This window comes from Cryobacterium sp. TS_SC_7, assembly GCF_056156285.1.
Genome location: NZ_CM149589.1, coordinates 569,314 through 596,308, shown reverse-complemented (window position 1 = coordinate 596,308; position 26,995 = coordinate 569,314). Strand labels below are relative to the sequence as shown.

26 protein-coding genes are annotated in these 26,995 nt (G+C 64.1%); 12 read left to right on the top strand and 14 right to left on the bottom strand.

Features of this window, described 5'->3' with window-relative positions:
• Positions 1–39 precede the first annotated feature (39 nt).
• Positions 40–831 carry an SDR family oxidoreductase gene (locus tag AC0J5J_RS02805; protein ID WP_474899398.1) on the top strand — a complete coding sequence of 264 codons (792 nt, stop codon included), beginning with the start codon at positions 40–42 and terminating at the stop codon, positions 829–831.
• Positions 832–853: 22 nt separating this feature from the next.
• Here AC0J5J_RS02805 and AC0J5J_RS02800 read toward each other — a convergent pair whose 3' ends face one another.
• The 5 genes from AC0J5J_RS02800 to dhaK all read right to left on the bottom strand — a co-directional run bounded on the left by AC0J5J_RS02800 (position 854) and on the right by dhaK (position 4,301).
• Positions 854–1,414 (bottom strand): HdeD family acid-resistance protein, encoded by a 561-nt coding sequence (locus AC0J5J_RS02800; RefSeq protein ID WP_474899396.1) that lies wholly within the window; start codon positions 1,412–1,414, stop codon positions 854–856.
• 219 nt (positions 1,415–1,633) lie between these two features.
• On the bottom strand, positions 1,634–1,759 hold the full coding sequence (locus tag AC0J5J_RS02795) for a hypothetical protein (RefSeq protein WP_474899394.1): 126 nt from the start codon (positions 1,757–1,759) through the stop codon (positions 1,634–1,636).
• Positions 1,760–1,949: 190 nt separating this feature from the next.
• A complete protein-coding gene (gene dhaM / locus AC0J5J_RS02790; RefSeq protein ID WP_277613077.1) occupies positions 1,950–2,645 on the bottom strand; it encodes a dihydroxyacetone kinase phosphoryl donor subunit DhaM in 696 nt (231 codons plus the stop codon).
• 1 nt (position 2,646) lies between these two features.
• Positions 2,647–3,285: a dihydroxyacetone kinase subunit DhaL gene (gene dhaL / locus AC0J5J_RS02785; RefSeq protein ID WP_134423402.1), complete on the bottom strand. Its 639-nt coding sequence runs from the start codon at positions 3,283–3,285 to the stop codon at positions 2,647–2,649.
• Between the two features lie 14 nt (positions 3,286–3,299).
• Positions 3,300–4,301, bottom strand: coding sequence for a dihydroxyacetone kinase subunit DhaK (gene dhaK / locus AC0J5J_RS02780; RefSeq protein WP_134423400.1), 1,002 nt, complete (start codon positions 4,299–4,301; stop codon positions 3,300–3,302).
• Between the two features lie 226 nt (positions 4,302–4,527).
• Between dhaK and AC0J5J_RS02775 the strand changes: the two genes are divergently transcribed.
• The gene (locus tag AC0J5J_RS02775; RefSeq protein WP_134423398.1) at positions 4,528–5,292 is read left to right on the top strand and encodes an MIP/aquaporin family protein; all 765 of its coding nucleotides are present in this window, start codon (positions 4,528–4,530) and stop codon (positions 5,290–5,292) included.
• 119 nt (positions 5,293–5,411) lie between these two features.
• Positions 5,412–6,926 carry a glycerol kinase GlpK gene (gene glpK, locus AC0J5J_RS02770; RefSeq protein WP_474899392.1) on the top strand — a complete coding sequence of 505 codons (1,515 nt, stop codon included), beginning with the start codon at positions 5,412–5,414 and terminating at the stop codon, positions 6,924–6,926.
• 24 nt (positions 6,927–6,950) lie between these two features.
• Here glpK and trpD read toward each other — a convergent pair whose 3' ends face one another.
• Entirely contained in the window at positions 6,951–8,003 is a 1,053-nt protein-coding gene (gene trpD / locus AC0J5J_RS02765; RefSeq protein WP_134423394.1) for an anthranilate phosphoribosyltransferase, read from the bottom strand.
• Positions 8,004–8,108: 105 nt separating this feature from the next.
• On the opposite strand from trpD, the gene ctaE reads away from it, so the two are divergent.
• Genes ctaE through AC0J5J_RS02740 form a run of 5 tightly spaced genes read left to right on the top strand, consistent with a single transcriptional unit; the run spans position 8,109 to position 13,223 of the window.
• Positions 8,109–8,777, top strand: coding sequence for an aa3-type cytochrome oxidase subunit III (gene ctaE / locus AC0J5J_RS02760; protein ID WP_134423392.1), 669 nt, complete (start codon positions 8,109–8,111; stop codon positions 8,775–8,777).
• Between the two features lie 22 nt (positions 8,778–8,799).
• Positions 8,800–9,612 (top strand): cytochrome bc1 complex diheme cytochrome c subunit, encoded by an 813-nt coding sequence (gene qcrC, locus AC0J5J_RS02755; RefSeq protein WP_134423390.1) that lies wholly within the window; start codon positions 8,800–8,802, stop codon positions 9,610–9,612.
• Between the two features lie 56 nt (positions 9,613–9,668).
• Positions 9,669–10,742, top strand: coding sequence for a cytochrome bc1 complex Rieske iron-sulfur subunit (gene qcrA / locus AC0J5J_RS02750; protein ID WP_134423388.1), 1,074 nt, complete (start codon positions 9,669–9,671; stop codon positions 10,740–10,742).
• Complete coding sequence (gene qcrB / locus AC0J5J_RS02745; RefSeq protein ID WP_134423386.1) at positions 10,739–12,358, top strand: cytochrome bc1 complex cytochrome b subunit; 1,620 nt, start codon at positions 10,739–10,741, stop codon at positions 12,356–12,358. The genes qcrA and qcrB overlap by 4 nt, the downstream gene beginning before the upstream one ends.
• Before the next feature lie 31 nt (positions 12,359–12,389).
• Positions 12,390–13,223: a methyltransferase domain-containing protein gene (locus tag AC0J5J_RS02740; RefSeq protein ID WP_134423384.1), complete on the top strand. Its 834-nt coding sequence runs from the start codon at positions 12,390–12,392 to the stop codon at positions 13,221–13,223.
• Positions 13,224–13,436: 213 nt separating this feature from the next.
• On the opposite strand, the gene ctaF is transcribed toward AC0J5J_RS02740, so the two are convergent.
• From ctaF to AC0J5J_RS02715, 5 genes are all read right to left on the bottom strand, one after another.
• On the bottom strand, positions 13,437–13,859 hold the full coding sequence (gene ctaF / locus AC0J5J_RS02735; protein ID WP_134423382.1) for an aa3-type cytochrome oxidase subunit IV: 423 nt from the start codon (positions 13,857–13,859) through the stop codon (positions 13,437–13,439).
• Positions 13,860–15,599, bottom strand: a complete 1,740-nt coding sequence (gene ctaD, locus AC0J5J_RS02730; RefSeq protein ID WP_134423380.1) for an aa3-type cytochrome oxidase subunit I — start codon at positions 15,597–15,599, stop codon at positions 13,860–13,862.
• Between the two features lie 3 nt (positions 15,600–15,602).
• On the bottom strand, positions 15,603–16,490 hold the full coding sequence (gene ctaC, locus AC0J5J_RS02725; RefSeq protein WP_474899390.1) for an aa3-type cytochrome oxidase subunit II: 888 nt from the start codon (positions 16,488–16,490) through the stop codon (positions 15,603–15,605).
• 176 nt (positions 16,491–16,666) lie between these two features.
• Positions 16,667–17,023, bottom strand: coding sequence for an iron-sulfur cluster insertion protein ErpA (gene erpA, locus AC0J5J_RS02720; protein ID WP_134423376.1), 357 nt, complete (start codon positions 17,021–17,023; stop codon positions 16,667–16,669).
• A gap of 137 nt (positions 17,024–17,160) precedes the next feature.
• Positions 17,161–18,582, bottom strand: coding sequence for a dipeptidase (locus AC0J5J_RS02715; protein WP_134423374.1), 1,422 nt, complete (start codon positions 18,580–18,582; stop codon positions 17,161–17,163).
• Positions 18,583–18,619: 37 nt separating this feature from the next.
• Here AC0J5J_RS02715 and AC0J5J_RS02710 point away from each other — a divergent pair, with 37 nt between their 5' ends.
• On the top strand, positions 18,620–19,216 hold the full coding sequence (locus AC0J5J_RS02710) for a DUF3043 domain-containing protein (protein ID WP_474899388.1): 597 nt from the start codon (positions 18,620–18,622) through the stop codon (positions 19,214–19,216).
• An 18-nt stretch (positions 19,217–19,234) separates the two neighbouring features.
• On the opposite strand, the gene AC0J5J_RS02705 is transcribed toward AC0J5J_RS02710, so the two are convergent.
• Positions 19,235–20,380 (bottom strand): alkaline phosphatase family protein, encoded by a 1,146-nt coding sequence (locus tag AC0J5J_RS02705; RefSeq protein WP_474899386.1) that lies wholly within the window; start codon positions 20,378–20,380, stop codon positions 19,235–19,237.
• 90 nt (positions 20,381–20,470) lie between these two features.
• Between AC0J5J_RS02705 and AC0J5J_RS02700 the strand changes: the two genes are divergently transcribed.
• The gene (locus AC0J5J_RS02700; protein ID WP_474899384.1) at positions 20,471–22,954 is read left to right on the top strand and encodes a DNA gyrase/topoisomerase IV subunit A; all 2,484 of its coding nucleotides are present in this window, start codon (positions 20,471–20,473) and stop codon (positions 22,952–22,954) included.
• Positions 22,955–22,991: 37 nt separating this feature from the next.
• Entirely contained in the window at positions 22,992–23,690 is a 699-nt protein-coding gene (locus AC0J5J_RS02695; protein WP_134423368.1) for an SDR family NAD(P)-dependent oxidoreductase, read from the top strand.
• Positions 23,691–23,706: 16 nt separating this feature from the next.
• Here AC0J5J_RS02695 and AC0J5J_RS02690 read toward each other — a convergent pair whose 3' ends face one another.
• A complete protein-coding gene (locus tag AC0J5J_RS02690) occupies positions 23,707–25,788 on the bottom strand; it encodes a DNA gyrase/topoisomerase IV subunit B (RefSeq protein ID WP_474900182.1) in 2,082 nt (693 codons plus the stop codon).
• A gap of 172 nt (positions 25,789–25,960) precedes the next feature.
• On the opposite strand from AC0J5J_RS02690, the gene AC0J5J_RS02685 reads away from it, so the two are divergent.
• The gene (locus AC0J5J_RS02685; RefSeq protein WP_134363773.1) at positions 25,961–26,197 is read left to right on the top strand and encodes a DUF7455 domain-containing protein; all 237 of its coding nucleotides are present in this window, start codon (positions 25,961–25,963) and stop codon (positions 26,195–26,197) included.
• A gap of 69 nt (positions 26,198–26,266) precedes the next feature.
• Here the strand turns inward: AC0J5J_RS02685 and AC0J5J_RS02680 are convergent, their stop codons facing one another.
• Positions 26,267–26,995, bottom strand: a complete 729-nt coding sequence (locus AC0J5J_RS02680) for a type 1 glutamine amidotransferase (RefSeq protein ID WP_474899382.1) — start codon at positions 26,993–26,995, stop codon at positions 26,267–26,269.

Below are 26,995 nucleotides of genomic sequence, written 5' to 3'. Positions count from 1 at the left end.
AGTCCAGGCAGGCCGCTCATGTTGCTAGGCTTGCGTCCTGTGAGTACTGCACCCAAAAACATCCTTGACGCCGGCTCTCTCACCGGCAAACGCGCGCTCGTCACGGGGTCGTCCCGTGGTGTGGGAGCGGCGACTGTCGGTCTCTTCGCTGAGGCGGGTGCCCGTGTTGCCATCAACTTCCGTAACAAAGAGGCACGCGCGATCAAGGTCGCCGACGCGATTGTCGCCGCGGGCGGCACGGCCATCACGGTCGGTGCGGACCTGACGGATGCTGCGTCCGTCTCGGCGATGTTCGAGACGATCCGTGCGGAGTTCGGTGGTCTCGACATCCTGGTGATGAATGCGTCCGGGGGCATGGAGAGCGGCATGGCCGAGGATTACGCCATGCAACTGAACAGGGACGCTCAGGTCAATTTGTTGAACGCGGCCCGACCGTTACTGGCCCCGGGTGCTCGAGTGGTCTTCGTCACCAGTCACCAGGCGCATTTCGTGGAGACGACGGTCACCATGGCCGAATACGAGCCTGTTGCACGCTCCAAGCGCGCCGGCGAGGACGCGCTGCGCGCCCTCATCCCGGAACTGACCGAGGCCGGGATCGGCTTCGTCGTCGTCTCCGGCGACATCATCGAGGGAACGGTCACGGCTGTCCTGCTCGAACGCGCCAGCCCGGGCACCATGAACGCCCGCAAGGATGCGGCCGGGCGGCTGTACAACGTCAGCGAATTCGGCGCCGAGGTGGCCCTGGCCGCTGTAGAGGCCGTTCCGTCGAACAACACCCGCTATGTCGGCGATATCGCGGACTATGTGGACGAGGCCGCCGACCGCAGCTGAGGTGATCGCTCGCGGCCCCCGGCTACACGGTATCCGACGTGGCCCGCCGACCGCGGCCGAACGTGAAGGCCTGGACGAGCTGGAAGATTCCGGACAGGACCAGGAACACGCCGCCGATCACGACCAGTACGGTAACCGACTCGACGGGGGACAAGAGCACGACGACGCCGGCGACGATGGCGATGGCACCGAAGACCATGCCGAACCATCTGCTGGAATCCGGCGCCGCTTCCACCAGCCCGGCCACTCCCTCCACGATCCAGGAGATGCCGATGAGCATCCCGAGGATGGCAAGGGAATCCAGAGGATTCCGGATGGCCACGATCCCGCCGACGATCAGCAGCACGCCGAGCAGGATGTTCAGGACCCGGCTTCCGGAGGCTCCCTTCGTGAACAATCCTCGGGCCACGTGCACGATTCCGCTGATCAGGAAGTACAGGCCGAACAACACGCCGAGGATGGCAACCGTCGTGTTCGGCCAGGCCAGGATCAGGATGCCGACGACGAGGGCGAGCAGCCCGGTTCCAGCGATTCCCACACGGACCCCGGTGATCTCCGAGTTGCTGAGTTCTCTCGAATCCATTGAGAGATCGAAAGTCGTGACACTATCGGGCATTGCAGCCGCCTCTCGGGTGGGTGGCGTTCGACACCGACACGGTGGCGCCGGCAGCCTGTTCAGCACACCGTAGTCGGCGCCGAACGTGTCGTCCAGCCCCGACTCGATGTGACCGATAATGCACATTATGTCAGTTCGTAAATCGGGAACCGGTAGATTCTGCAAATTTCCCCGACTCGTGTGTCTCTATGCGAGAACGCGGTACCGGAGGTGAGTCTCGCTGGCGAATGCCGATGTGTCGACACGTTCTAGCTTGATGCGCTTGCTCAGCCCGGTGAAGAGCGAGATCCCTTCTCCGAGAAGGATCGGCACGACGTGCAGCTGGATCTCATCGACAAGTCCGAGATCGAGGCATGTGGGTCATCAGGTACACCGGAACCTTGAGCATGCCCCCGTAGGGAATTTCTCCGTCGTCTATGACCCCTTCCTGACACAGGCGGAGCTTTTCGAGGCAGCGGTGCTTGCGGCAGGTGACACCCGAACGACCACGTCGCCGCCACGGCTACTCTTCTCCGAAGCCCGACTCCAGAAGATCTCCGAGGGCGGCCACGGCTGCGGCCCCGTCTGGATCCGCGGACGAAATCTGCGCGGTCATTCCGCGCGTGAGTCCGAGCGACATCACGGCCAGCAAGCTGGAGGCATCCTTGCCGTTCACGGTGACCCTGGCTGTGAACGTACTGGCCAGCTTCGCGAAGTCGGCTGCCGGACGGGCATGAAGCCCGTCCTTATTGACGAGTGTCACCGTGCGGGTGACGAGTGACGGTGGTGGCGATTCTGCCGCGTTTGTCGAAGGCGCGGGTTCCGCGCCGGCGGCTGAGCGTGCTGCGCGCACCACGGACTCGAGGTCTCCCCCGACCTCGGCGGCGACCGCAGCCGCGACGCCACCCTCGACAAGAGGAGCATCCACAATGCGCACTCGAGAACGCACGTCATCGTCGAGGAAGTCCAGGGCGGTCTCGGAGGTCAGGATCGCCGATCCCAGATCGCACAGCAGCACGACACCCTCGCCGAGGTCAGCCTGCTCAATGCCGCCGACCACCTTGGCGAAGCTGGTCCCGATCTGACCGTCATCCGTCCCTCCCGCCGCGATCATGCGCGCATGGGGTGCCATTTGGCGTGCGAGATCGACCAGGCCCTCTGCGATCATCGAGCTGTGAGACACGAAGACCAGGCCGACTCGACCTGCTGCCGCGGCCACCTCAGGCCGTCGTCGCGGTGGCGGCCGCGGCGCGCAACAGAAGGGCGGATGACTGCGCACCCGGATCCCGGTGACCGATGGCCCGCTCGCCGAGATAGCTGGCCCGTCCCTTCCTTGCGATCAGCGGCTCCGTCGCGAGTGCTCCTGCCTCCGCAGCGTCCGCAGCGGCAGACAGGATTGCCCGATCGTCCGCGCCCCCAGCGAGGGCGGCCTCCGCAGCATCGACGGCCGGGGTCCAGGCGTCGACCATGGTCTTGTCCCCCGATTCCGCCTTCCCGCGCAGGACGATGCCGTCCCGCGCAGCCCTCAGGAAGGCGACGAGGGCCGGGCCGTCCAGTTCGATCGTCCCTGAGATCGCGACGGCTCCCTTGAGGAAGGCCGTTCCGTAGAGCGGTCCGGCGGCACCGCCCACCGTGGAGATGAGAGTGGTCGCAACGAACTTGAAGACGTCGCCCGGTCCGGCCTCCGGGGGTAGGTCATCCAGCTTGTGCAGGACCGCCTGAAATCCGCGATCCATATTCTCGCCGTGATCGCCGTCGCCGATCTCGCGGTCCAAATCGATCAACTCGACTCGGTGCTCGCTCATGACCTGCGCGCTGCTCCGGATCCAGGCTTTCGCCCAGGTGGCGTTCAAGTTCATGGGTTCTCCTTCTACTACCGTCCCCACCGTAGCGCGGCGGTCTGGACGGGCGCATCCCACAGAGACGTCAATTCGTCATCGAGTTTCAGGACCGTGATCGACGTGCCCTGCATCTCGAGGGAGGTGGTGAAATTGCCGACCAGCGTTCTGACCACGGTGATCCCCTGTTCGGCGAGCACCTCGGCCGCACGGCGGAAGACGATGTAGAGCTCGATTTGCGGCGTGCCGCCCATCCCATTGACGAAGAGGAGGACCTGGTCCCCGCGCACGAACGGGATGTCTTCCAGAATCGGACCGAGAAGACGATCGACGATGGCGTCGGCCGGCTCCAGTTTGATCCGCGCACGTCCCGGCTCGCCGTGGATGCCGATCCCGATCTCGATCTCATCGTCGGCGAGGGTGAAGCTGCCTTCGCCTGCATGCGGCACGACGCAGGGGGTCAGAGCCACACCCATCGAACGCACCTGGGAGATGACCTTCTCGGCAACCGCGGCCACCGCGTCCAGGGAGTCTCCTCGCTCCGCCGCGGCGCCGGCGATCTTCTCGACCAGTACTGTCCCGGCCACTCCGCGTCGTCCTGCTGTGTACAGGGAATCTTTCACCGCGACGTCATCGTTGACTATGACGGACCTCACGTCGATGCCTTCCGCTGCTGCGAGATCGGCGGCCGTCTCGAAGTTGAGGACGTCCCCGGTGTAGTTCTTGACGATGTGGAGCACCCCGGCTCCCCCATCGACGGCCTTCGTCGCGGCCAGGATCGGATCCGGCGTCGGCGACGTGAACACGGCGCCGGGAACCGCGGCATCCAGCATGCCGAAACCGACGAAGCCGCCGTGCAGCGGCTCATGCCCGCTGCCTCCACCGCTGACCAAACCTACTTTCCCGGAAACGGGTGCGTCACCGCGCACGATGTAGACCGGGTCCGTCGAGACCCGCACGATGTCGGCGTGCGCAGCACCGAACCCGGCTACGGCCTCAGCGACGACGTTCTTGGGATCATTGACGAGTTTCTTCATGGCTCTTCCTTCGATCGGGGTGAATGAACGGCGCGGTCGACGGGCCGGGCCGGAGTGAGCAGATTCGGTGCTCAACTTACGCTCGCGGCCCGGTCCCGGTAAAGGGGCCTGATATTTGCGCGCCTACCTGCCCATTCCGATTACGAAATGGCCGCGCTATGGTGTTGCCGATCGCTCACCGCGACGGGTTGCTCCGGCACCTCCAGCCTCACCAAGGAAGGTCAACGTGGACAATATTGGAGTTGTATTTCTGTCGGAAGTTCTAGGAACCGGAATGCTCGTCCTCCTCGGAACCGGTGTGGTCGCCAACGTCGCACTGGCCAAGAACAAGGGCCTCGGCGGCGGGTTCCTCATGGTCACGGTCGGCTGGGGATTCGCTGTCTTCGTCGGTGTCATCGTGGCCTACAACTCCGGTGCACACCTCAACCCGGCCGTCACCCTCGGCCTCGTTGCCTCAGGGGCTACGGAGTTCGGTTCGGGCGTTCCGGTGAACTTCCTGTCCGTCCTCACGTACATCTCAGCCCAATTCGTCGGCGCCTTCATCGGAGCCATCATCTGCTGGCTGGCCTACAAACAGCATTTCGACGCGGAACCCAATCCGGCCAACAAGCTCGGGGTCTTCTCCACGGGCCCGGCCATTCGCTCCTACGCCTGGAACATGATCACGGAGATCATCGGCACCTTCGTGCTCGTCTTCGTGGTCCTGGCCTTCGGCGGCGGGCGTCAGGGAGAGAGCGGGGGTCTGGCTGCTCTCGGGGCGCTACCCGTCGCGCTGCTCGTTCTCGTTATCGGCACCTCGCTCGGCGGGCCGACCGGTTATGCGATCAACCCCGCTCGTGACCTGGGACCGCGTATCGCCCACTTCGTCCTGCCGATCAAGGGAAAGGGGTCCTCCGACTGGGCGTACTCCTGGGTCCCGGTGATCGGACCGGTGATCGGCGGCGTTCTCGCCGGCTGGGCATCGCTCTTCCTTCTGCCCATCCTCACCTAGCCCCGTCAGTGGGCCGGTTCAGAGTCTGAATCGGCCCACTTTGTGCTGTCGAAAAGACGGCAACCCGAAGATCGAGAACACATTTTCACTCAGATCGTTCATTTCAAGGAGGCATTTCAATGGCCAAGTACATCATCGCAATCGACCAGGGAACGACGAGTTCGCGAGCGATCATCTTCGACAAGGCAGGATCCATTATCGCGGTCGGCCAGCATGAGCATGAGCAGATCTTTCCACGCGCCGGATGGGTCGAACACGACCCGATGGAGATCTGGAACAACACCCGTGAGGTCATCGGACAAGCCCTGTCCAAGGCGAACCTGACCCGTCATGACATCGAAGCCGTGGGCATCACGAACCAGCGCGAAACCGCCGTCGTCTGGGACCGGCACACCGGCATCCCCGTCTACAACGCCATCGTCTGGCAGGACACCCGCACCCAGCCGATCGTGGACCGGCTCGCCGCCGACGGCGGTGTCGAACGATTCAAGGCGAAGGTCGGACTCCCCCTGGCGACATACTTCTCCGGCACGAAGATCGTCTGGATTCTTGAAAACGTGCCGGGAGCGCGTGCCAAAGCCGACGCCGGCGACCTGATGTTCGGGACGACCGACTCGTGGGTGCTGTGGAACCTCACCGGCGGCCTCGAGGGCGGCGTCCACGCGACTGACGTCACCAATGCCAGCCGCACCATGTTCATGGACCTTGCCACTCTGCAGTGGGACGACGAGATCCTTGCGGCCTTCAACGTGCCGAAGTCGATGCTGCCCGAGATCCGCTCCTCCTCTGAGGTCTACGGCATCGTGAATGAGCACAGCCTGCTCCGGGAGGTTCCGATCGCCGGAATCCTCGGTGATCAGCAGGCCGCCACCTTCGGCCAGGCCGCCTTCGACCAGGGCGAAGCGAAGAACACGTACGGCACCGGAAACTTCCTGATCTTCAACACCGGCACAGAGATCGTGCACTCGAAGAACGGTTTGCTCACCACCGTGGGCTACAAACTCGGCGACGCGGCGCCGCACTATGCACTGGAAGGGTCGATCGCCGTCACCGGCGCCCTCGTGCAGTGGCTCCGGGACAACCTCGGGATGGTCAGTACGTCCGACGAGATCGAAACGCTGGCCAAGACCGTCGACGACAACGGCGGCGCCTACTTCGTGCCGGCCTTCTCTGGCCTGTTCGCCCCATACTGGCGTTCGGACGCCCGTGGCGCACTGGTCGGCCTGACGCGGTTCGTGAACAAGGGTCACATCGCCCGCGCGGCCTTGGAGGCCACGGCTTTTCAGACCCGTGAAGTCTTGGATGCGGTCAACGCCGACTCGGGAGTGCCCCTGACCGAACTGAAAGTGGACGGCGGCATGATTGCCAACAACACCCTCATGCAGTTCCAGGCGGACATCATCGGAGTACCGGTCGTGCGTCCGGTTGTTGCCGAAACCACGGCGCTCGGGGCGGCCTACGCAGCCGGCCTGGCGGTGGGGTTCTGGAGCGACCTCGGGGAACTGCGTGCGAACTGGCAGGAAGACAGCCGGTGGACTCCGAAGATGGACGAGGAGGAGCGCAATCGGCAACTGCGCAACTGGAAGAAGGCCGTCACGAAGACCTTCGGCTGGGTCGACGAAGACGTCGTTTAGCAGGCCCGTCCTCGTCCGAGTGGACTACAGCCGACTGGCTGCGACCCACTCCGCGAGTTTGGCCGTGGCCGCACCGGAGTCGACTGCCTCCGCGGCCACGGCCATCTTGTCGCGGAAACGGTCGAGGATGTTCAGCTGGGCCTGGGACGGATCATTGGCGAGGTCGAAGGAGACCAGCCCGGCGGCGGCGTTCAGAAGCACGATGTCCCGGACCGCGTCAACCTTGCCGGCCAGCATGGAATGAACGACGCCGGCATTGTGGTCAGCGTCACCGCCGACGAGTTCGCCGATCGAGGAACGGCGCAGACCGAGATCGCGCGGGTCGATGTCATGTTCCGTGACCAGACCGCGCGACACCTCCCAGATATGACTGTGCCCGGTCGTGGTCAGCTCGTCCAGGCCATCGTCCCCGCGGAAGACAAGGGCAGTGGCTCCGCGAGTCTGGAAGACCCCGACGATCAGCGGGACGCGATCAAGGTTCGCGACGCCCACGGCCGACGCTTCGGGTCGGGCCGGATTGCAGAGGGGGCCAAGGTAGTTGAAAACCGTTGGGATGCCGAGCTCCGAACGGGCAGCAGCTGCATGACGGAAACCGGGGTGGAACGCAGCCGCATACGCAAAGGTGATCCCGGCCGCATCCAGGATGGCCGCGACCTTGTCGGCGGAGAGCGTCAGGTCGATGCCCAGAGCCGCCAGGACGTCGGACGATCCGGACGCGGAGCTCGCGGCCCGGTTACCGTGCTTGATCACCGGAACGCCCGCGCCGGCACACACAATCGACGCCATCGTCGAAATGTTGACTGTTCCGAACCGGTCTCCCCCGGTGCCGACGATGTCGAGCGCCATGGGGTTCACCATCAGGGGCACGGCATGGTCGAGAATCGCGTCCCGGAATCCGACGATCTCGTCCACGGTCTCCCCCTTGGCCCGCAGCGCGACCAGGAACCCTGCCAACTGAGCCGGAGTGGCCTGGCCGAGCATCACCTGCTCCATGCTCCACGCCGCATCCGACACGCTCAGGTCCTCACCGGAAAGTAGCGCGCTGATGACGTTGGGCCAGGACTGAATTTCAAGCATGAGACGATTTTAGCGAGTTCAACTGTCGGGCCCGAATTCGCTTCCGGGGGCGCGTTTGTTTCAATCCGGTAGTCATTCCGGCAAATGAGCGACAGGCTCGCCCGGATGCGAAAAACACGACAGGAAATCGGCCATAATGGAACGGTGACGAGCCCATCAATTACTTATACGGCCACTGCGCCCGTTGTTAACCGGCCCAACAGCGTGGCTGTGGGCACTATCGTCTGGCTGGGCAGCGAAGTCATGTTCTTCGCCGGGCTCTTTGCCATCTACTTCACGCTTCGGTCTACGTCGCCCGAGTTGTGGTTGTTCGAGGCGGACAAGCACAACTTCAGTTTTGCTCTGGTGAATACGCTCATCCTGGTGTCATCGTCCGTGACCTGCCAGTTCGGTGTCTTCGCGGCCGAGCGCCTCCAGTCCCGGTCCACCGGTTGGAAGCCCAGCCAGTGGGGCATGGTCGAGTGGTTCTTCCTGACTTACGCCCTCGGTGCGATCTTCGTCTCCGGGCAGGTTTTCGAGTATGCGACTCTCGTCTCCGAAGGCGTGTCGCTCACCAGCAATGCCTACGGTTCCGCGTTCTACCTCACCACAGGGTTCCACGGGATTCACGTGACTGCCGGGCTGATCGCGTTCCTGCTCGTCATCGGGCGTGGTTTCGCCGTCAAGAACTTCGGCCACAAGGAAGCAACCAGCGCCATCGTCGTGTCGTACTACTGGCACTTCGTCGACGTTGTCTGGATCGGGCTGTTCCTCGTCATTTACGTTCTTAAATAGAAAGTCGGAGTGGACACCACGTATGACCACGATTAGCACACCCAAGCAGTCCGGCGGTCGCAAAGCCGGCCGCCGCAGCCCGCTTGCCAGCGTCGCCCTCATCGCGATCGGCCTCCTCTTCACAGGCGGTGCATACGCCGCGTTCAGCACCAGCACCGCCAGCGCAGAAACCACCGCCGCGTCACAGCAGACCGTCGGCGAAGGGCAGAAGCTCTTTGCTGCGAACTGCGCGACGTGCCATGGACTGGCGGCGGAAGGAACCGGAAGCGGTCCCAGCCTGATCGGTGTCGGCGCGGCCTCGGTCGACTTCCAGGTCGGCACCGGGCGCATGCCCATGCAGCTCAACGGCCCGCAGGCAGAAAAGAAGGCTGTTCAGTTCACGGAAGAGCAGACCGCAGCCCTCGCCGCGTACGTCGCTTCTCTGGCTCCCGGCCCCGCCCTTCCCGATGCGTCACTTCTCGACGGCGAAGGCGATGCGGCAAACGGTGCCGAGCTCTTCCGCATCAACTGCGCGATGTGCCACAACGTCGCCGGTGCCGGTGGTGCCCTCACCCAGGGCAAGTACGCACCTGCTCTGGCCGGCGTTACGGAGAAGCACATCTACGAGGCCATGGTCACCGGTCCGCAGAACATGCCCGTGTTCAACGACATGAACATCTCCCCCGAGAGCAAGCGGGACATCATCACGTACCTCAAGTACCTCGACACCAACCCGTCTCCGGGTGGATTCGCCCTGGGTGCCCTCGGACCAGTCTCGGAAGGTCTCTTCCTCTGGATCTTCGGCCTGGGGTCCATCGTCGCCTTGACGGTGTGGATCACGGCGAAGTCGAACTGACCGTCGCCCCGTTCGAAACGAACTTATTTCTATGAGAATTCCGATGAAGGAGAACAATGGCCAAGGACGATAACAGCGGGAAGGACCTGACCGCTGCTGACTCGTCGACCGTCGGGCATGAGGGGGCTCCCGCAGGCACCGCCGTCGTCGTACGCGATGCCGTGGCCAACCCGGGATTCCCCCCGCACCGCCCCCGTGTCACCGACCTGAACCCGAGCGCCGAACGGCAGGCGGAACGAGCCGTCTACACGCTGTTCTACCTGTCGATCGTCGGAAGCGTCTTCGCGATCATCGCGTACATGGCCTTTCCCATCATTGAGGAAGACCCGAGCTCCGTCCGGCTCAACAACCTCTTCATCGGCCTTGGACTGACGCTGGCGCTCCTGGCCATCGGCATCGGTGCCGTGCACTGGGGCAAGGCACTCATGTTCGACCACGAGGGCGTCGACGAACGGCACCCCGTCCGCGGTTCCGATGAGACCCGTGAGCGTGCAGTCGAGATCTTCCACGAGGCCAATGTCGAGTCCGGCATCGGTCGTCGCACGCTCATCCGTAACAGCCTGATCGGTGCCCTGATCGCTTTCCCGTTGCCGGCAGTTGTTCTATTTCGCGGCCTTGGACCGCAGGACACCAACCCGTCCGCGCTCCTCGAACACACCATGTGGAAGAAGGGCACCCGGCTCGCGATCGACCCGACGGGCACCCCGATCAAGGCCTCGGACGTGACCCTGGGCTCGGCCTTCCACGTCATTCCGGAAGGCCTTCAGGACCTCGGTCACGGCAAGCTCGAGGAAAAGGCGAAGGCTGCCGTTCTGTTGATGCGTCTCAAGCCCGAGGACATCAACGAGCCGGCCGACAAGAAGGACTGGTCGTACAACGGCATCGTCGCGTACTCCAAGATCTGCACGCACGTCGGATGTCCCGTTGCACTTTACGAGCAGCAGACGCACACGCTTCTGTGCCCTTGCCACCAGTCCCAGTTCGACGTCACCAATCAGTGTGAGGTCATCTTCGGGCCGGCCAAGCGCCCACTCCCCCAGCTGCCCATCACAGTAGACTCCGAGGGATATCTCATTGCACAGAGCGATTTCACTGAACCCGTCGGGCCGAGCTTCTGGGAGCGGAATTGAGCACTGCAACTACGACTACTGAGCTAGTCGAAACGAAGAAGTCGGGCGGCCTCACCGGGGCAGCCGCGAACTACATCGACGAACGCACGAGCATCTCGACGGCCGTCAAGGAGCTGGGTCGCAAGATCTTCCCCGACCACTGGTCTTTCCTGCTCGGCGAGGTCGCCCTCTACAGCTTCGTCATCATCCTGCTGTCCGGGTCCTTCCTGACGTTCTTCTTCCACGCCTCGATGACGCCGGTCGAGTATGACGGCTCCTACCTGCCTCTCAAGGGTGTGGAGATGTCCGCTGCGATGGCATCCTCGCTGGATATCTCCTTCGACATCCGCGGCGGGCTCCTGATGCGTCAGGTCCACCACTGGGCGGCTCTGCTGTTCGTGGCCGCCATCGGTCTGCACATGCTGCGCATCTACTTCACGGGTGCGTTCCGTAAGCCCCGCGAGCTGAACTGGGTCATCGGCTTCATCCTGTTCATCCTCGCCATGGCTGAGGGCTTCACCGGCTACTCCCTCCCCGACGACCTGCTCTCCGGCAACGGACTGCGCATCATCGACGGAATGGTGAAGGGTATCCCCGTCGTGGGAACCTGGATCTCGTTCCTGCTCTTCGGCGGAGAATTCCCGGGCGAACAGATTGTCGGACGGCTCTACTCGCTCCACATCCTGTTGCTACCGGCCATCATCGTGGCACTGATCGCCATGCATCTGCTCTTCGTCGTCGTGCACAAGCACACGCAGTACCCGGGCGCCGGTCGCACGAACCAGAACGTGGTCGGATACCCTGTGCTTCCCGTGTACGCGGCCAAGGCCGGTGGGTTCTTCTTCATCGTCTTCGGCATCGTCATGCTGATGGCGTCACTGTTCACCATCAACCCCATCTGGAACTACGGTCCCTACGATCCCTCCCCCGTGTCTGCCGGAACTCAACCGGACTGGTACATCGGTTTCGCCGACGGCGCACTGCGACTCATTCCGCCGGGACTTGAGTTCGTATGGCTCGACCGCACCTGGTCGTTCAACATCCTGATCCCGCTCGTGGCACTCGGACTGTTCATCCTCGTCGTTTTGATCTACCCGTTCATCGAAGCGTGGGTCACCGGAGACAAGCGTGAGCACCACATCCTTGATCGCCCGCGGAACGCCCCGACACGCACCGCCATCGGTGCCGCCGGCGTCACCTTCTATGCGGCGCTGTGGGCCACGGCGTCCTCCGACATCATCGCCACGCACTTCAAGGTGACGATGGAAGGAGTGATCCACACCATGCAGTTCCTGGTGATCGTGGGTCCCTTCATCGCCTTCTTCGTCACGAAACGGATCTGCCTGGCCTTGCAGAAAAAGGATCGGGAGATCGTTCTTCACGGCTACGAGTCCGGGCGTATTGTGCGACTGCCCGGCGGCGAGTACATCGAGGTCCACCAGCCAGTGGACGAGTACGAGCGCTGGAAGCTGGTCAGCTACAACGACTACAAGCCGCTCATGATTCGTCCGAACGCGAAGGGCAAGATCACGGTCGGCCAGAAGGCCCGAGCCGGACTGTCCCGCTGGTTCTTCGAGGACCGGATCGAACCGGTGTCGAGCACCGAACTCGAGCGCACGCACGGCGACCACCACTAGGCATTTCGCCGCAACAGCAGAACGGGCATCGATGTCACTCCAGACCCTGTCGGAGTGGCTTCGGTGCCCGAACTGTTTTCTCCCCCTCACTCCGTCCGGTCCCCTGACGCTGTGCTGCGCGTCCCGGCATTCCTTCGATGCCAACAAGCGCGGGTACATCTCACTCGCCGGCGGCGCTCGACGGCTGATCGGCGACAGCGTCGCCATGGTGGATGCCCGGGGACTCTTCCTCTCCGCAGGCTGGTACGCCCCGTTACGTGAGCGTCTGGCCGAGCGGGTTGCCGATGTGAAACCGACCCGCATCCTCGACGTCGGCTGCGGTACCGGGTACTACCTGGAGGGGGTGCTCGATCACATCCCCGAAGCCCAGGCCCTGGGCATGGACCTCTCCCCCGTCGCCGTGGCGCGCACGGTGGCCGGCCACGACAACGTCGATGGGCTCGTCGCCGACGTATGGTCAGCTCTCCCGGTGCGGGACGCAGCGGCCGACGTCATCCTCAACGTCTTCGCGCCGCGCAACCCGGCGGAGTTCCATCGGGTGCTGCGCCCGTCGGGCATGCTGATGGTGGTGGTACCCCAGAAGACTCATCTGCAGGAGCTCAGAGCGGCGGGGCTGGCTTTGGACGTTCCGGCGAACAAGGCGGAGAATCTCTCGCAGACGCTGGCCACCCAGGGCTTCGATCTGGAATCGCGCGATGAGCTGTCCGCCGCCCTGGTCCTGAACCCGGAACAGGCCGCCGCTCTGATCGGGATGGGGCCTTCTTCCCACCACACCGACGCCGAGGACGTTGCAGGCCACCTGAGCCCCGTACAGACCGTTACAGCGTCGTTCGAGGTCCTCGGCTTCCGCCGCCGCACACTGTGATCCCGGTCACTCTGACCTCGGTGTAACTCCCCTGACGTTGCCCACAGTCTGAGCGCGGGGCGGGCCGCAATCGAGCTGCGATCCCCGGGGCCCGGCGCAGCCGGCATCCTCCCTTAGAAGATCGATCCCCGAGGTGGGTACGACAAAAAGGCGGCGTCCGGGACCTGAGGTCCTGGACGCCGCCGTGCGCTCTGAGGTGCGCTGTTGGTCAGATCACCGGGCGAAGTTACCGCGGTAGTACTCGTACACCCAACCGACGAGGCAGATCACTCCGATGCCCAGGGCGATGATCGAAATCCAGACACCGACAGCCAGTCCCATGAAGAGCAGGGCTGCACTGGCGGCGAGGAGGATCGGCCACCAGCTCCACGGGCTGTAGAAGCCGACCTCGGGGTCTCCGTCATCGATGTTCGCGTCAAGGCGGTCCTCCGGGAGCTCCCCGCCCTGGGCCAGGTGAACCCGGCTGAGGTAGAAAGCCACGAAGCTGACGAAGATCGCCGACAAACCGAGCGCGAACGTGCCGGCCCACTCGATTCTGTTCTGGGTCGGGTCGAGCAGTCCCCAGACCACGTACGCCACCGTGACGACGACGAAGAATCCGCTGAGAATCCAGAGGAGATTGACGTTGGCTCTCATTTACTTCGTCCTTTGTGACGCTGCGTCGTACGTGGGGGCGTCCGGTGCATCCTTGCCCGGGCCGATGCCGACGGTCATGGCCGCTTCCGGATGGTTCAGGTCGAACGCGGGACGCTCGGACCGAATGCGCGGGATGGATGTGAAGTTGTGCCGCGGCGGCGGGCAGGACGTGGCCCACTCCAGCGAGGCGCCGAATCCCCACGGGTCGTTCACGGTGACCTTGGGGGCGTTCCGTGCGGTGATGTACACGTTCAGGAAGAACGGAATCATCGAGATCGCGAGAATGACCGAGCCGATCGTGGACAACTGGTTCATCCAGGTGAAGCCGTCCTCGGGCAGGTACGACGCGTAGCGGCGCGGCATGCCGACGACTCCCAGCCAGTGCTGAACCAGGAAGGTCGTGTGGAACCCGATGAAGAGGATCCAGAAGTGCCACTTGCCCAGGCTCTCGTTGAGCATCTTCCCGGTCCACTTCGGCCACCAGAAGTAGAAGCCGCTGAACATCGCGAACACCACAGTGCCGAAGATCACATAGTGAAAGTGGGCGACGACGAAGTACGTGTCCGAGACATGGAAGTCGAGTGGCGGAGAGGCGAGAATAACTCCGGTGAGACCACCGAAGGTGAAGGTGACCAGGAATCCGAGGGCCCACAGCATAGGGGTCTCGAACGTCAGGGAACCTCGCCACATGGTGCCGATCCAGTTGAAGATCTTCACCCCCGTCGGAACGGCGATCAGCATGGTCATCAGTGAGAAGAACGGCAGCAGGACAGAGCCGGTGACGTACATGTGGTGTGCCCAGACCGCGACGGACAGGGCGGCGATCGAGATGGTCGCGTAGATGAGTGTCTTGTAACCGAAGATCGGCTTGCGGCTGAAGACCGGGAAGACCTCCGAAACGATGCCGAAGAACGGCAGGGCGATGATGTACACCTCAGGGTGACCGAAGAACCAGAACAGGTGCTGCCAGAGAATGGCCCCACCGTTCGCCGGATCGTAGATGTGCGAGAGGAAGATGCGGTCCGAGGCAGCGGCCAGGAGGGCTGCGGCCAAGACCGGGAAGGCCATGAGAATGAGGAGCGAGGTGACCAGCGTGTTCCAGGTGAAGATGGGCATCCGGAACATGGTCATTCCGGGTGCACGCATCGTGATCACGGTGGTGATGAAGTTCACTGCTCCGAGGATGGTTCCGAATCCGCTGAGCCCGAGGCCGACCATCCACAGGTTGCCACCGACGCCCGGGGAGAACGTCGTGCTTGCCAGGGGCTGGTAGGCGAACCAGCCGAAGGATGCAGCACCCTGCGGAGTGAGGAACCCACCGACGGCGACCAGGCTGCCGAAGAAGAACGCCCAGAACGAGAAGGCGTTCAGCCGGGGGAACGCCACGTCGGGGGCGCCGATCTGCAGCGGCATGAGGGAGTTTGCGAAACCGAAGAACAACGGTGTCGCGAACATCAACAGCATGATCGTTCCGTGCATCGTGAACAGCTGGTTGTACTGTTCCTTCGTCTGCACGACCTCGAGACCCGGTGCGAAGAGCTGGGCACGAATGACCAGGGCCATGACGCCGGCGAGACAGAAATATACGAACGACGTGATCAGGTACATGTACCCGATGACCTTGTGGTCGGTGGAGGTGATCCACCGGACGATGATGTTGCCCTTGCTCTCGACGCCGGTGGGCTTACGAGGTGCTGAGGGCGTTGTGGGTGCGGTGGGTGCCGCGGTAGCAGTACTCATGGCCTAGTTGCCCTCCTGCTCGGTCGGAGCTGATGTGCCCGGCAGATTCTGGTTGCGTTCGTACTCGAGGCCGAGCTGGCCCTCGTTGCCTGCGGCGCGCAGGGACTCGATGTAGGCGTCGTAGTCAGCCTCAGAGACGACCTCGACGTTGAAGAGCATCAGAGAGTGGTACTCACCGCACAATTCAGCGCACTTGCCCGCATAGGTGCCGATACGTTCCGGGATGACCGACATGTAGTTGGTCTTGCCCGGGATCATGTCCTTCTTGTACAGGAAGTCGACGACCCAGAAAGAGTGGATGACGTCGCGGGCGTCGAGTGCCAGCTCGATCTTTTTTCCGACCGGCAGCACCAGCGTCGGGATCTCGGACTGCACCAGTGAGCCCGCAGGACCCTCGACGTCAGGCTGACCCTGGATGCCGACGGAGTAGACGTCCTCATCGATGTAGTTGAAGTCCCAAGCCCACTGCTTGCCGATGACCTGGATCTTGACGTCCGGGGAATCGAACCGGGCCTCGATCTCGGCCTGGTCCCGCGCCGTGAAGGCGAAGAAACCCACCACGAGGATCAGCGGCACGACCGTGTAGAAAATCTCGATCGGCATGTTGTACCGCAGTTGGACGGGCAATCCGGTCTGGCCCTTGCGCCGCCGGTAGACGACCACGGCCCAGATGGTGAGGCCCCACGTGATGAGACCCACGATCATGAGAACGATCCAGGAGGTGGTCCACAGACCTGCTACCCGTTCGGTCTGGTTGGTCACCGCCGGCTGCCCCTCGACGAAGCCGGGGAGATAGCCGTGAAGCTGGGCCTGAGAGCACCCCGCTAGAACAATGGCCAACGACGCTGCGATCGGAATTGCAGCCCATCGGAGACGATGGTTTTTGCGCACCAGTAACCTTTCGGTGGGACTCGACGACACACTTCGCTGGAAGTGCTTTTATAGATTCCCAGCCTACTGCGACGGACGCGTTCCGTTGTGCAGGAACGTGCCGGTGAAGGTAACGAATTCGCCGCCAGTCACAGTTTCTGAGGGAATTGGCGTGCCGGTGAATCGGCCCGCGCGGATTAGCTGAACGAATCTCCGCACGCGCAGCTGCCGCCCGCGTTGGGGTTGTCGATGGTGAACCCCTGCTTCTGGATGGTGTCCTCGAAATCAATGGACGCCCCATCGAGGTAGGGCACGCTCATCTTGTCGACGATGACCTCGACACCGTCGAAGTCGACGAGAGCGTCCCCGTCCAGGACGCGCTCGTCGAAGTAAAGCTGGTAGATCAGGCCGGAACAACCGCCGGGCTGAACGGCGACGCGAAGTCGGAGGTCCTCGCGGCCCTCCTGGGCGAGAAGGCTCCGCACCTTGTCGGCGGCGGTGGCACTCAGACCAACGCCATGGGCGGCGGTGCTGGTGGCTGCTGTGTCGGTCATGGTGCTCCTCATTGTTCGTCGGGTGCTCGCTCGGTCCGTTTCTGCGACCACATCACCGGTGGATTCCACGGGGAATTCTACCGAGCACAACCGGGAATGCACCCCCTGCATTCCCTGCGATCGTTCGTTGGCGGTTGTCAGCTCTCTGAACGCCGGTTCAAACGCGCGAGCAGGAAGGCTTCGCTGAGAATGGCCCGCTTGAATACTCCGAGATGCAGCGATTCGTTGGGGCTGTGCGCACGGGAATCTGGATCTTCAACGCCGGTGACCAGGATCTGAGCATCGGGGAAAACCCGGACCAGGTCCGCGATGAACGGAATCGACCCACCCACTCCGATGTCCACCGGCTCGACCCCCCAGGCCTCAGCCATGGCGCTGCGGGTCTCGGCCACGGCCCAGCCCTCCGTATCGACCAGGAAGGCCTCCCCCGTGTCGACATCGTCGATGTCGACACGGGCGCCGAAGGGCGCGTGTGCGAGAAGGTGTGCCTGAAGGGCCAGGTAGGCCTCAGCCGCCGGCTGGCCCGGTGCGACGCGGGTGCTGATTCGAACGGTGACGACCGGGGTGAGCGTGTTCGAGGCGTTGGCCACGGATGGCGCGTCAATACCCGTGACGGTGATGGCAGGCTGAGACCAGATCCGGCTGAGGACCGTGCCGTGGCCGATCGGGCTGACGCCCGCTGTAAGGCCCGTCTCCAGGCGAAGCTGCCCGACGGAGTAGTCGGGCGTGGGGACGTCGATGCTCGTCAGCCCGGTCACGGCGACCGATCCGTCCTCGGCGTAGAGCGAGGACAGCAGGCGGACGGTCGCCATCATGGCATCCGGAACCGCTCCCCCGAACATGCCGGAGTGCGACGCGTGGTCGAGCGTGCGCACCGTGAGGCGGAAAGTGACGTTGCCGCGAAGAGCCGTGGTGAGCGCGGGGGTGGATACGTCCCAATTGTTCGAGTCCGCCACGACGATGGCGTCAGCGCGAAGGGCCTCCTGGTTCTCTTCGAGGAAGGTGGAGAATGAACGACTGCCGAACTCCTCTTCTCCCTCGATGAAGAGGGCGAGGCCCAGGTCGAAATCCGGCCCTTCCGCTTCGACCAGCGCGCGGATCGCGGCGATGTGGGCCATGACGCCGGCCTTGTCGTCGGCAGCACCGCGACCATAGAGGCGGTCGCCGCGAATGGTCGGCTCGAACGGGTTCGATTCCCAATCTTCGTCCTGGCCGGGAGGCTGGACGTCGTGATGCGCATAAAGAAGAACCGTCGGGCGTCCACGGCGGGCCGCTCGGGTTGCGAGTACCGCGGGGTGACCGAGTTCGGCCCCGCCCGGGATCCCGGCCGCCTTGATCTCCACCGAGTCGAACACACCGAGACCGCGCACCAGATTCGCGACGGCATCCGCGCTACGGGCAACCTGATCGGCATCGAAGGCGTCCCAGGAAACGGACGGAATCCGCACCAGCGCGCACAGGTCCGCAAGTGTCGTCGGCAGGCCCCCCTCGACGGCGGCGCGAAGTTCCTGGGCAGCCGGAGTGATTGCCGCGGGCTCTGTTTCTCGAATATCGGTCATCGGGTAATCTTAAGCCAACCAATTGCAAGGAACTGATGTGGCTAAGCCTGTGAACCCAGACGCACAACCATCCATGGAGACCCCGGAGGAGACCAAGTCTCGCCTGGCGGCCGTTCAGCCTGCCGGAAAAGGACAGGCGACGCCCAGCCGCAAACAGCAGGAGGCGCTGAACAAGCGTCCCCTCGTTCCGGACGACCGCAAGCTTGCTGCCAAGCAGGCCAGAGGCAAGGCTGCCGAGGCTCGCGACCGCGCACGCGTCGGCATGGCCGCCGGCGATGAGAAGTACCTCCCGGTTCGTGAACGTGGGCCGCAGAAGCGGTACGTGCGCGACTACGTCGATGCGCGGTTCAACGTGGGTGAGTTCATGATCCCCGTGATGTTCCTGGTGATCCTGCTGACATTCTTTCCCGACCCGTCGGTACAGACCTACGGCATCCTCGCCCTGTGGGCGTTCTTTCTCGTTGCCGTGGTCGACAGCGTCATCCTCGGCTTCACGGTCACCCGCAAGCTGACCGCCAAGTTCGGAGCCGACAAGGTGGAACGGGTGCGCTGGTACGCAGCCATGCGGGCACTGCAGCTGCGCCCCATGCGTTTGCCGAAGCCGCAGGTCAAGCGCGGCCAGTACCCGGCCTGATCCCGCCGGCGCGGGGCGTTAAAGGTTGTAGGCCCCGCAACGGATCAGCGGCACACGCAGCTCCTCGTCGGTCAGCGATCCGTGTTGACCGACCATCGATCGGGCGGACTGGTTCGGTTCCCGGGAGTCGTAGTAGGCGATCGATTTGCGCGCGGCGACGATGACGTCGCCGATTCGTGGCAGCACCTCAGGGTCGACGGTCCCGAACAGCCCTGCCTCGACCGCTTCCGCGCGCGTGAACACCCAGGACCGGTGGCCCTCGACCTCGCGCCACGCGGTGGCAAGGTCGTCAGCGGCGTCGGCGCCGCAGTTGGGCTCAAGGTACAGGTGCAGGCACCGAGGGTCCCCACCGATGTGGCGGACTCCGTCGACGATCGTCGGCACAGTGTCGAAGAGCACATGTCTGGTCGCCGGGACGTCGATGATGCCGTGGTCGGCCGTGAGCAGCAGCCCCTCGTCGCTTCGCAGCCCGCCTGCGAACCGTCCGGCCGCGGCGTCCAGGGACTCCAGGGCGGCGAGCCAGCGGTCGGACTCCCAACCGTGCGCGTGCGCGGCCACATCCAACTCCGGGACGTAGAGATAGACCAAAGCACGCGGCTCGGTGTCCAGCAGGTGCCGTGCGGCGGCGAACCGGTCGGAGACGCTCTCGGCGGAAACGTAGCGCGCACCACGGAGTGCCGCCTGGGTGAAGCCCGAGGCGGCGTAGCGGCGTGGGCCGATTGCGAACCCGGGGACGCCGGCATCCGCGGCCTGTTCGAAGACCGTTCGTGTGCGCTGCCAGAGCTCCGGGCGCATGTCCGAATCCCAGCCGGTCAGTTGGTTGACGACGCGGTCCCGCTCTGCGTCCAGCACCCGGTAGCCGACGAGACCGTGCAGCCCAGGTTCGACTCCCGTCGTGAGGGTTGTGATCCCTGCGGCCGTGGTGGACGGAAAGACGCCATCGACGACGCTGGTTTTGGTCAGCAGCGAATTCAGGAACCGGGCGTGGCCGGCCCGAGCACGGAGGGCACTGACGCCGAGGCCGTCCGCCAGAACGACGACCGCCCTGTTCGCCGGGCCGAGGCCCAGGGTGTTCGGGAGACCCTGGATCGACGAGAGGGAACTTGAGAGGACATCGGCAAGGCGCAGGGTGCTGAATTGGCGGGCCGGTAGCATGGAGGGCATCGCGCCAAGTCTGACATAGACCCGGCCGGATCGATCAGCGCCTACCCGACAGCGCGTGTGCCGCAACGCGCGCCTCAGCAGAATTCACGAATGAGCCGTTCAGACAGCACTCCGCCCGCCACGTTCACCGAACGCATCGAGGACGTCGATGTCTCGACCGAGATGCAAGGCTCGTTCCTCGAGTACGCCTACTCGGTCATCTACTCCCGTGCCCTTCCGGACGCCCGCGACGGGCTCAAGCCGGTGCAGCGGCGCATCCTCTACCAGATGAGCGAAATGGGGCTGCGTCCCGATCGCGGGCACGTGAAGTCGGCTCGGGTGGTGGGCGAAGTCATGGGCAAGCTGCATCCCCACGGCGACACGGCCATCTACGATGCGCTGGTCCGCATGGCGCAGGCGTTCACGCTGAGGGTTCCGCTGATCGACGGGCACGGCAACTTCGGCTCGCTCGACGACGGTCCGGCCGCCCCGCGGTACACCGAGGCGCGGCTGGCCGCACCGGCCCTCGCCATGACGGAGAACCTCGACGAGGACGTCGTCGATTTCGTGCCCAACTACGACAACCAGCTCACCCAACCGGATGTCCTCCCGGCGGCGTACCCAAATCTGCTGGTCAACGGCGCAAGCGGAATCGCTGTGGGCATGGCCACGAATATGGCCCCGCACAATCTGATCGAGGTCGTCGGCGCTGCCCGGCACCTGCTGGCCCACCCCAATGCGACCCTGGACGACCTGATGGAGTTCGTCCCGGGTCCCGACCTGCCCACCGGTGGCACGATCGTCGGGCTCGCGGGGATCAAAGACGCGTATGCGACCGGCCGAGGGAGCTTCAAGACCCGGGCGCGCGTAACCGTCGAGGCGATCACCGCCCGCAAGGCAGGTCTCGTGGTCACCGAACTCCCCTATCTGGTCGGACCGGAGCGGGTCATCGAGAAGATCAAGGACGGCGTCACGTCGAAGAAGCTGAGCGGGATTTCCGACGTCACCGACCTGACCGACCGCACCAAGGGGCTCCGTCTCGTCATCGGCATCAAGACCGGTTTCAGCCCGGAAGCCGTCCTCGAACAGCTCTACCGATACACACCGCTCGAAGACTCCTTCAATATCAATGCCGTCGCGCTCGTCGACGGCGGTCCTCAGACGTTGGGTCTCCGGGAACTGCTCCTCGTCTACATCGGGCACCGTATCGAGGTCGTCACCCGGCGATCGGCCTACCGACTCGCCCGGCGCAAGGAGCGCCTGCACCTGGTCGAGGGGCTGCTGGTCGCCATCCTCGACATCGACGAGGTCATCCAGGTCATCCGCGCCAGCGACGACAGCGAGCAGGCGCGGACCCGGCTTATCGACGTCTTCGACCTCAGCCAGATCCAGGCCGAGTACATCCTCGAGCTTCGGCTTCGTCGCCTGACCCGCTTCTCCCGGATCGAACTCGAGACAGAACGCGACCAGTTGCTGGCTGAGATCGCTGCCCTGGAAAAGCTGCTGGGCAGCAAAGCGGCCATCCGCACCCTGGTGTCCGACGAACTCGCCTCGACAGCCGAGCGATTCGGAACACCCCGGCGGACGCTGCTGACCGAGGCCAAGCCGAGCATTGCGGGTGCGAACAGCGCCGCCGCCAAGCGGAAGGCGGCCATCCTCGAGGTGACAGACACACCCACCAGGGTCTACCTCAGCACAACCGGAAAGATCGCCCGGGTGGACCTGCCGGCCGACAGTGCAGATCTGCCCGAGAGGATCACGCCGGCGCAGCGTCGCAACAAGCATGACGCTGTCCTATCCGTTCTGGACACCACCAGCCGCACCGAAATCGGTGCGGTCACCAGCCTGGGCCGGCTCATCCGCTTCTCCCCCGTCGACCTGCCCGTGATGCCGCCGACGTCCATCCAACTTGCCGCCGGCGTGGGCGTCGGCGACTATTTGTCGCTTCCCAACAAGGCGGAGAAGGTTCTCGCGCTCGTCGCCCTCGATTCCGACCGGTCGATCGCCCTCGGCACCCGCCAAGGCATTGTCAAGCGGGTCACCGCCGGCGACTGGGCCAACAAACCCGATTTCGAAATCATCGGGCTGAAGCCCAGAGACGTGGTCGTGGGTGCGATTCAAGGTGCTGAAGACGATGAACTCGTCTTCATCGCCTCGGATTCCCAGCTGCTGCGTTTCCCTGCCGGTTCCGTGCGTTCCCAGGGCCGCACAGCCGGCGGAATGGCCGGCATCAAACTCTCCCCCGATGCCCATGTGGTCTACTTCACCAGTGTGCCCTCGTCCAGCGAGACGTCCCTGGTGGTAGCCACTGTGGCCACGGGCAGTTACACCCTTCCCGGGACGGACCCCGGCAGCGCCAAGGTTTCCGACTTCACTGAATACCCGGCGAAGGGGCGAGGAACCGGCGGAGTGCGGTCCCACCGTTTCCTGAAAGGCGAAGACATAGTCTCGATCGCCTGGGTGGGCCCACTGCCCGCCCGCGCGGTCGGGGCGGACGGTACTCCGCGTTCGCTGCCCGAATCCGGCTCCCGGCGCGACGCCTCAGGGGCCATGCTCGACTCGGTGATCGGCACCATCGGTTCCCAGATCGCCTGACTCTGAGCCGGGCAGATTCGTGGGCTAGGGTGGCCGAATGACACACCTCGCAGATTCGGCCATTCTTGTCCTCGGTGCCTCCGGCGGACTCGGACGTGAGATCGCCAGGCTCCTGGCGGACAGCGGCGCTCGCCTCATCCTCAGCGGTCGCAGCCAGGCCAAGCTCGACGCCCTGTCGGTCCCGGGAACGGCGATTGCCGCCGATCTGACGGACCCCGCGGCCATCACCGCTCTCATCGCCGAGGCGGTCAGAGTGAACGGCCGGCTCGACGGTATCGTCAACGCCTCGGGCGTCGTCGCCTTCGGACCCGCACTCGAGGTGACCGACGAAACCCTGAGCGAATTGTTCACCCTGAACACCCTCGCCCCCATCCGCCTGCTCCGGGCCGCCCGGGCGGCCCTGACCGAATCCGCCGAGCAGGGCCGCGAACCCTTCGTACTCACCCTCAGCGGGGTCGTCAGCGAAAGCCCCACCGCGAACCTGGCCGCCTACTCCGCGTCGAAGGCCGCCGTCGCGGCGTTCGGACAGGCCGCAGGTCGAGAACTACGCCGCAGCGGCATCCGCCTTCTCGACGCCAGGCCCGGCCACACCGAAACGGATCTGTCGACTCACCCGATTGCGGGCACGGCACCGCGCCTGCCGACCGGTTACCGCCCGGCCGCCGTCGCGGAACGCATCGTGGCTGCCATCGTCACCGGTGAACGCGACCTGCCGAGCACGTCGTTCCACGTTTAGGCGCTCGAGCCGGAAGTCACACGTCGATGCGCTCGCGACTGAGCTTGTCAGAGCTTTCGATGATGAACTCCTTGCGAGGCGCGACATCATTGCCCATCAGGAGTTCGAACACGTTGCCCGCCATCTCGGCGTCGGCGACCCGGACGCGGCGGAGCGTGCGGTGCGCGCGCTCCATGGTCGTCGTCGCTAACTGATCTGCGTCCATCTCGCCCAGACCCTTGTACCGTTGGATCGGATCCTGGTAGCGCTTGCCGCTCTTCTTGAGGCCGGCCAGCACGGCCTGCAGTTCCTGCTCCGTATACGTGTAGATGGTCTCGTTGGGCTTGGTGCCGGGATGCATCACCACGACCCTGTGGAGCGGTGGCACAGCCGCGAAGACACGTCCCTCGGTGATCATCGGGCGCATGTAGCGGAAGAACAGCGTGAGCAGAAGCGTACGGATATGCGCGCCGTCGACGTCCGCGTCGCTCATGATGATGACCTTGCCATACCGTGCAGCAGACAGGTCAAAGCTTCGGCCGGATCCGGCCCCGATCACCTGAATGATGGACGCACACTCCAGATTCGAGAGCATGTCGGCCACAGATGCCTTCTGCACGTTCAAGATCTTGCCCCGAATCGGAAGCAGCGCCTGGTGCTCGCTGTCGCGGGCAAGCTTCGCCGTCCCCAGAGCGGAATCGCCCTCGACGATGAAGAGTTCACTTGTGGAGACGTCGTTACTGCGGCAATCGACCAGCTTGGCAGGCAGTGAAGAGCTCTCCAGGGCATTCTTGCGCCGCTGGGTCTCCTTGTGTGCCCGTGCGGAGATACGGGACTTCATCTCGGCCACGATTTTGTCGAGCACCACTGCGGACTGCGCCTTGTCGTCTCGCTTCGTCGACACGAAACGCTCATTCATGGCTTGAGCCACGACGTTGGCGACGATCGCACGGACAGCAGGAGTGCCGAGGACCTCCTTGGTCTGGCCCTCGAACTGCGGCTCGGGCAGGCGAACGGTCAGGACGGCAGTCAGGCCGGCCATCACATCATCCTTCTCCAGCTTGTCGGACCCCATTTTGAGGCGACGGGCGTTCAATTCGACCTGGCCGCGCAGGAATTTAAGCAGGCCGGCATCGAAACCGGCCTGGTGGGTACCGCCCTTGGGCGTCGCAATGATGTTCACGAAACTGCGAATGACAGTGTCGTAGCCGGTGCCCCAGCGAAGGGCGATGTCCACGGCGCAATCCCGGACCAACTCGGTCGGAACCATGGCACCCGTGCTGGTCAGAACAGGAACAGTCTCCGAGAAGGATCCGTTCCCAGTCAGGCGCCACGTATCGGTGATCGGGGTGTCGGTCGCGAGATGGTCGACGAATTCTGAGATCCCGCCCTCAAAGGTGAAGGATTCCAGGACGGCGACGTCGGTGCGCCGGTCGGAAATCTCGATGGTCAGGCCGGGCACCAGGAATGCCGTTTGACGGGCCCGCGCGAGTAGCTCCTCGGTTTGGAAGGCGGCCCCCTTGGTGAAGATCTGGCGGTCAGCCCAGTACCGCACCCGGGTCCCCGTCACGCCGCGTTTCACCTTGCCGATGACCCGCAGTTCGCTCTGCTTCTCAAAGGGTGTGAACGGTGCATCGGGGCTCTTCTCTCCCGCGTCCGTGAAAATACCCGGTTCACCGCGGTGGAACGACATGGCCCACGTCTTGCCATCGCGGTCGACCTCCACGTCGAGACGCTCCGACAGGGCGTTGACCACGGAAGCGCCGACGCCGTGCAGTCCGCCGGACGCTGCATACGATCCGCTGCCGAACTTTCCACCGGCGTGCAGTTTGGTGAAGACGACCTCGACACCGGTGAGACCGGTCTTCGGCTCGATGTCAACCGGTACGCCACGGGCGGTATCCCGCACTTCAACGCTCTCGTCCGGGTGCAGGACGATATCGATGCTGCTGCCGAAGCCGCCCAGTGCCTCGTCGACCGAATTGTCGATGATCTCCCACAGGCAATGCATCAGACCGCGTGAATCGGTGGATCCGATGTACATGCCCGGGCGTTTGCGAACCGCTTCCAGGCCTTCGAGGACCGACAGATGGCGGGCAGAATAATCAGAAGAACTCACAACGATCAAGGATACCGATCGCCGGGCCGCGCTCTCTCACCGACACTCGAGCGAAGAGCGCTACGCGGTGAGCGAAATAGCCTGCAACCGACTCGATAACGGGGGCGGACCGTGTTTACATTGAGTTCAGGTTAAATTGGTATCAGTTGGTATCAGTCTGGAGGAGGAAACCATGTCCCAGATCGCAACCGAAAATGGTGCCATCGACCAAGAGAAGGCGCCGCACCAGCTCACCGCGGCAGACCGCTGCGACGCTTGTGGCGCTCAGGCCTACATCCGTGTCGTGGTGAACAACAGCGAATTGCTGTTCTGTGCGCACCACGGCCGCAAGCATCAGGAGAAGCTCGCCGCCATCGCCGAAAGCTGGCACGACGAGTCGAGCCGCCTCCTCGAGGACCAGCGCTCCTAGTTGAAGCTCTTCACCGCGTGAGGGTGTGGGGCAGCCACGGCTGCCCCACACTGTTCGGGGTTCGGCCCGTTACTCTGTCGGAAGGGTCAGCCGCACGGCAATCTGATTGCGTGCGGCTTTTGCTATGTCATCGGCGGCGTGCGTGCGCACACCGGGCAGATAGTCCTGACCAGTCCGGGCGAGGGCGGTCCGAAGCACATGGTCCGCCAAACCGGGATTGCGGGCCAGCACTGGTCCGTGCAAATGCGTGCCGATGAGGGTTCCCATCACGAGGCCCTCTGTTCCGGCTCCGTTCCCGGTGCCCGCCCGCACCTGGCCGAGCGGCGACGCCTCGGCCCCCACATAGTTGCGGGCGTGGTTTTCGAAGCCGATGAGCCGGCCGTGGCGTGAGTCGACCACGATGTCGTCGGTGGCCCGCTCCTGCATCGGAACGGCGCGGCCGGCTACTATGCCCAACCCCTCGATGACGGTGCCGTCACCGAGCTCGATACCCCAGCTCAGCAATTCCCACCCTGTGCCGACTGCCAGAACGGGAACGCCGGCGGTGGTCCACACGCGAATGTCGGCAGCCATCGTCGCGAGAATGTCGCGTGCAGAGATCAGATCAGAGTCCGACCCTGACCCGATCACGACGGCATCCACGTGCTCGGGTACCTCGCCTGCCGTGCGAACGTCGATGACGTTGGCGGGGATTCCCGCCCATCGGGCCCGCTGGGCCAGAACCCGGGCATTGGCAGCGTCCCCATTGGTGTTCAGAAGGTCAGGCAGCAGCGAGATGATCGCGAGCGGACGGGTCAT